This window comes from Gordonia sp. QH-12, from assembly GCF_001578675.1.
Lineage (GTDB): Bacteria > Actinomycetota > Actinomycetes > Mycobacteriales > Mycobacteriaceae > Gordonia > Gordonia sihwensis.
The window spans coordinates 1-3,855 of sequence record NZ_KQ969321.1; the positions used below are offsets into that span (position 1 = coordinate 1).

Genomic DNA, 3,855 nt, shown 5'->3' on the forward strand with positions numbered 1-3,855 from the left:
TTACACAGACCATCTGACACGCCCCTCCGGAGAGCGGAACTCGATGCCGTCGCAGCTGCCCGCAAAGCCGAGATCGACGCGTGCGACCTGTGCGACGACACCGGGTACCGAAATCGCCGGGTGTGCGATCACGACCCGGATTCCGATGAGCGCAACGCTCGCGGTGCCGCCGAAGTCAGATCCGTCCTCGCCGAGAAAGGCATCGCATGACTGACCGTCACGTCTTCGTCGAAGGACGACCGGCACCCCAGGGATCGAAGCGGCACATCGGGAACGGCCGAATGCTCGAGTCCTCGAAAGCGGTCGGACCATGGCGAACCGAAATCGCCTCAGAAGCCCGCAGGAGAGGCGGAATGCTCCCGCCGGGACCAGTAGGCGCAAACCTCGATTTCGTCATGCCACGGCCTAAACAGACGGCAAAGCGACGTCCCACACCGCCCGCCGTCAAGCGTCCAGACCTCGACAAGCTCACCAGAGCCGTATTCGACGCCATCACCGGCATCTGGATCGCCGACGACTCCCACATCGTCACCCTCCACGCCACCAAACGCATCGCCGAACCCAACGAGCCAGCCGGCGTCGCAATCAGCCTCACCGCACTCACACGCACCCACTGCTTCGTCTGCCACCGAGACGACCCGCCACCACGACCGCACGGCTGTGGACCCGAATGCCACACCACCGATGCCGACCAAGAGTTGGCCGACACCATCGCACGCGAAGGAGACCACGCATGACCGTCTCGGCCTACTTCTGCCAACCCGGCTGCTACGGACACATCATCGACAGACCAGCACGTTCGTCTCAGTTTCGCGCGCGTGTGGCATCCCGCATCCACTACCACTGGACCTGCCTGTGCGGCACCACCCTCACCGGCCACGGCGATCACACCGAGTTCGTACAGCGAGTACTGGACCACACCGACCACTGCATCGAGAGCGACCAGGGGGACGCATGACCGACACCACCGAGCACGACCTGCCCGGCACCCGCCAAGCCTTCCGAGACGCCATCCACGCGTTGATCGGACGCACCCGAACGTTGATCGACCGCGACAACGGAGCCACCGAACCCGCATGGGGTGATCCGCTGTACACGCAGTTACGCGAGTACATCGCCGGAGCACAAGGCACAGGCAACGGCTCACACGCCCGCTCCATGCCACCAGTCGTCCTCGACGCCGTCGACCTGTGCGACCAGATCGACCGCACCGTCAAGACGTGGTGGCCCGAAGACTCCGACCCCCGCCACGGAACCACGCACACCAGACTCTCGTGGATGGAGCAGCAGCAGTTCAGACCGCAGGACGTCCCTTGGCTGAAAGCACGCACCGCGGACCTCACCTGGTGGGCCGCCCGCATCCGCGAACTGTTGGATCCGCCACGCAGGTGGACGATCCCCGCACCGTGCCCGCAATGCGACACGTCGACCGTGTACCGGCAGGACAGCGCGGGGGAGACCGTACGACAACCAGCCCTGCAGATCGGCGCTTACGGGTGCGAATGCCAGAAGTGCCGAACCTACTGGCCACCCGAGTCCTTCGGGATTCTCGCCGCTGCAATCGGAATCGAACGAGAGGAAGCATCATGACCGCACGCGAAGAAATGCTGGCACTAGCACTCGCATTCGCCGACGAGTCGACCGAGACGGAAGCCGAGCGGGCCAACGAAGCCGAGGACGAGATCGCGGAGATCGGCGAACTTGTCGGATGGACCGCGGACAGCGGCCTCGAACTGACCGAAACGATCGAGTACGCGATGAAGCCACCAGGCCCAGGCTCCGAGCACGGCATCAAGACCACCGGATTCGTCCTGCAGATCCTCGCGGAATCGGAGGGCATCAGCGAAGAGGACCGCCAGTGCCTTGATCGGGCACGAGCGATCGTCTGGCGACACTACGCCGAGCGATGGGGGGAGCATGGTGCTTGACCTCGCGGATTGAATGACATGGGTGTGATTCACGTGTAGAGTGGGTGGCACGGCGAAGCTGTCTCCAAAACCGGGGGAGCTTCGCCGTAGTCGTTCCCGGACCCGGTCGCCCCGCCGATCCTCTGCTTTGGTGGGCCGCGGACCGAAACCACCGGGAACCTAGCCGAGGCGAGCACGTCGACCCCAAGGGCCGCACGGACGCAACCTCGGCCACCCGGATCGCAGCCACATCCACAGCGCGATCCGGGGTCAAACGTCCCCCGAGTGTGTTAGTCCCGCCACGTCATGCGAGTGACCGGGACGCAAGCCACGCCCACGACCCGACCTTTCACGGCGAGGCGCGCGCTGCACAACAGGGGAACAGCCCGCGACTCGACACCACACAAGGTGACGTTCGCGGGCACCCAACTTCACACCGGCCCCAGGAGGTCAGCGGTGATCGGAGAAGCCACGCTCGCCGCACTCATCGGCGGCGTTATCGGCTACGAAGCGTGGTGCATCCGAACCGGCCACCACGACGACCTGCTGTCCCGCGTCGTCGACCGACTCCGCGACCGGCACCTCATCCTCGACATCGCAGCACACGCCGTCATCCTGACCACCGCACTGCACCTCCTGCGCCGACTCGGGCCCATCGATCCGTACTCGCGGTGCAGCACATGACCAGCCTCGCCGCCTGGCTCACCGACCAAGCCACCGAACTCGTCCGCCCCATCGCACACCGACTCGCCGACGACATCGCCTCCCGCATCCGCATCGACATCACCGTCCGCATCAGCCTGGAGGAACCATGACCGCACCCAAACCCGGTCAACACCTCCGACCTACTGGCCGACCCTGCACCGCATACCTACCCCAGCTCGACGAAGACGGCACGAACTGGCGTTTGTGGTGCGCACTCGCCGACGGACACGACGGACACCACGAGAGCGTCGCAGGCTGGTGCTTCGAAGCAGACGGGACAGACGATGAGTGACTGTGAACACCTGAACCATCCCGAGCACTGGCCCGGAGACGCAGGGGACATCATCGACAGCCTCACACCCGCAGCCACCGACATACTGCAGGGCACCATCGCCTGGCCCAACGGCGCACCGCTCAACATCCTCAACCTCCGATGAACGACGACCACTTCGACATTCTCGACACAGACACCGACATCGGACGCTGGTGTGAACGATGCGACACCACACGACACGGCGACTGCCGACCACACGGATGCACAGCAACACGAGACTGATGGCAACCAAGCGCAACACCGCGACCCGCGACAAACACCGCAAGATCATCGCCAGAGACCAACCGCCATGCCACTGGTGCGGCGAACCCATCGACTACACCGCGCACCACCACGACCCTCGAGCCTTCCAGATCGACCACGTCACACCCCTCGACCGAGGCGGCGAAGACGTACTCGACAACCTCGTCGCATCGCATCGCGCATGCAATCGCGCCAAGTCGAACAAGATCATCCGCCCGACCGGCATCGACTTCATCACCGACCGCGACTGGACCTAACCGAAATAGAAAGCCCGGCGACGGCGGCAACCGTCCCGGGCAATGGCCGAACCCGTAGGAGGAGTTCGACATGACCGAGCGTATCTGCACAGAAGACGGATGCACCAGCCCAGCCACGCACTACCCGAAGGTAAAGCGGTGCGGCCGATGCCACTACCGATGGCAAAAGGAACACGGCAAGCAGCGCGAGTTCCAGTGCGCAGTCTGTGGCGTCACCTACACGGCACACCGGAAGCCACGGGGCAAGCCCTGCTGTAGTCCGAAGTGCCGACAGGAGATGTCTCAGCCAATCGCTACGGCAGCCCGAGCGGACCAGATGCGGTCAACACCCAAGAGACCCAACGCAAAGCAATGCGCATGGTGCAATGCACTCCACTTCGAAGCGTGAAGCGCCCTGGGTTCCGTTCCG

8 protein-coding genes are annotated in these 3,855 nt (G+C 64.4%); all 8 read left to right on the forward strand.

The features are described from left to right. Positions 1-206: 206 nt before the first annotated feature. The 8 genes from Y710_RS18235 (at position 207) to Y710_RS18255 (ending at position 3,446) form a co-directional block, all read left to right on the forward strand. Positions 207-737: a RusA family crossover junction endodeoxyribonuclease gene (locus Y710_RS18235; protein ID WP_082781358.1), complete on the forward strand. Its 531-nt coding sequence runs from the start codon at positions 207-209 to the stop codon at positions 735-737. After that, positions 734-958, forward strand: coding sequence for a hypothetical protein (locus Y710_RS18850; protein WP_156479490.1), 225 nt, complete (start codon positions 734-736; stop codon positions 956-958). Before Y710_RS18235 ends, Y710_RS18850 begins: the two co-directional genes overlap by 4 nt. Next, the gene (locus Y710_RS18240; RefSeq protein ID WP_062368120.1) at positions 955-1,590 is read left to right on the forward strand and encodes a DUF7341 domain-containing protein; all 636 of its coding nucleotides are present in this window, start codon (positions 955-957) and stop codon (positions 1,588-1,590) included. Before Y710_RS18850 ends, Y710_RS18240 begins: the two co-directional genes overlap by 4 nt. After that, on the forward strand, positions 1,587-1,928 hold the full coding sequence (locus tag Y710_RS18245; RefSeq protein WP_156479491.1) for a hypothetical protein: 342 nt from the start codon (positions 1,587-1,589) through the stop codon (positions 1,926-1,928). The genes Y710_RS18240 and Y710_RS18245 overlap by 4 nt, the downstream gene beginning before the upstream one ends. Positions 1,929-2,363: 435 nt before the next feature. Then, positions 2,364-2,591: a DUF7427 family protein gene (locus Y710_RS18250; protein WP_062368122.1), complete on the forward strand. Its 228-nt coding sequence runs from the start codon at positions 2,364-2,366 to the stop codon at positions 2,589-2,591. Then, the gene (locus Y710_RS19260; protein ID WP_269449343.1) at positions 2,588-2,722 is read left to right on the forward strand and encodes a hypothetical protein; all 135 of its coding nucleotides are present in this window, start codon (positions 2,588-2,590) and stop codon (positions 2,720-2,722) included. Before Y710_RS18250 ends, Y710_RS19260 begins: the two co-directional genes overlap by 4 nt. 174 nt (positions 2,723-2,896) lie before the next feature. Further along, entirely contained in the window at positions 2,897-3,049 is a 153-nt protein-coding gene (locus tag Y710_RS18855; RefSeq protein WP_156479492.1) for a hypothetical protein, read from the forward strand. Positions 3,050-3,167: 118 nt separating this feature from the next. After that, positions 3,168-3,446, forward strand: coding sequence for an HNH endonuclease (locus Y710_RS18255; protein ID WP_062368123.1), 279 nt, complete (start codon positions 3,168-3,170; stop codon positions 3,444-3,446). Positions 3,447-3,855 lie beyond the last annotated feature (409 nt).

What these genes read in the sequence shown, in the direction of transcription:
- Y710_RS18235 (WP_082781358.1), top strand. Translation starts at nt 207, where the DNA reads ATGACTGACCGTCACGTCTTCGTCGAAGGACGACCGGCACCCCAGGGA.
- Y710_RS18255 (WP_062368123.1), top strand. Translation starts at nt 3,168, where the DNA reads ATGGCAACCAAGCGCAACACCGCGACCCGCGACAAACACCGCAAGATC.
- Y710_RS18855 (WP_156479492.1), top strand. Translation starts at nt 2,897, where the DNA reads ATGAGTGACTGTGAACACCTGAACCATCCCGAGCACTGGCCCGGAGAC.
- Y710_RS18240 (WP_062368120.1), top strand. Translation starts at nt 955, where the DNA reads ATGACCGACACCACCGAGCACGACCTGCCCGGCACCCGCCAAGCCTTC.
- Y710_RS19260 (WP_269449343.1), top strand. Translation starts at nt 2,588, where the DNA reads ATGACCAGCCTCGCCGCCTGGCTCACCGACCAAGCCACCGAACTCGTC.
- Y710_RS18245 (WP_156479491.1), top strand. Translation starts at nt 1,587, where the DNA reads ATGACCGCACGCGAAGAAATGCTGGCACTAGCACTCGCATTCGCCGAC.
- Y710_RS18850 (WP_156479490.1), top strand. Translation starts at nt 734, where the DNA reads ATGACCGTCTCGGCCTACTTCTGCCAACCCGGCTGCTACGGACACATC.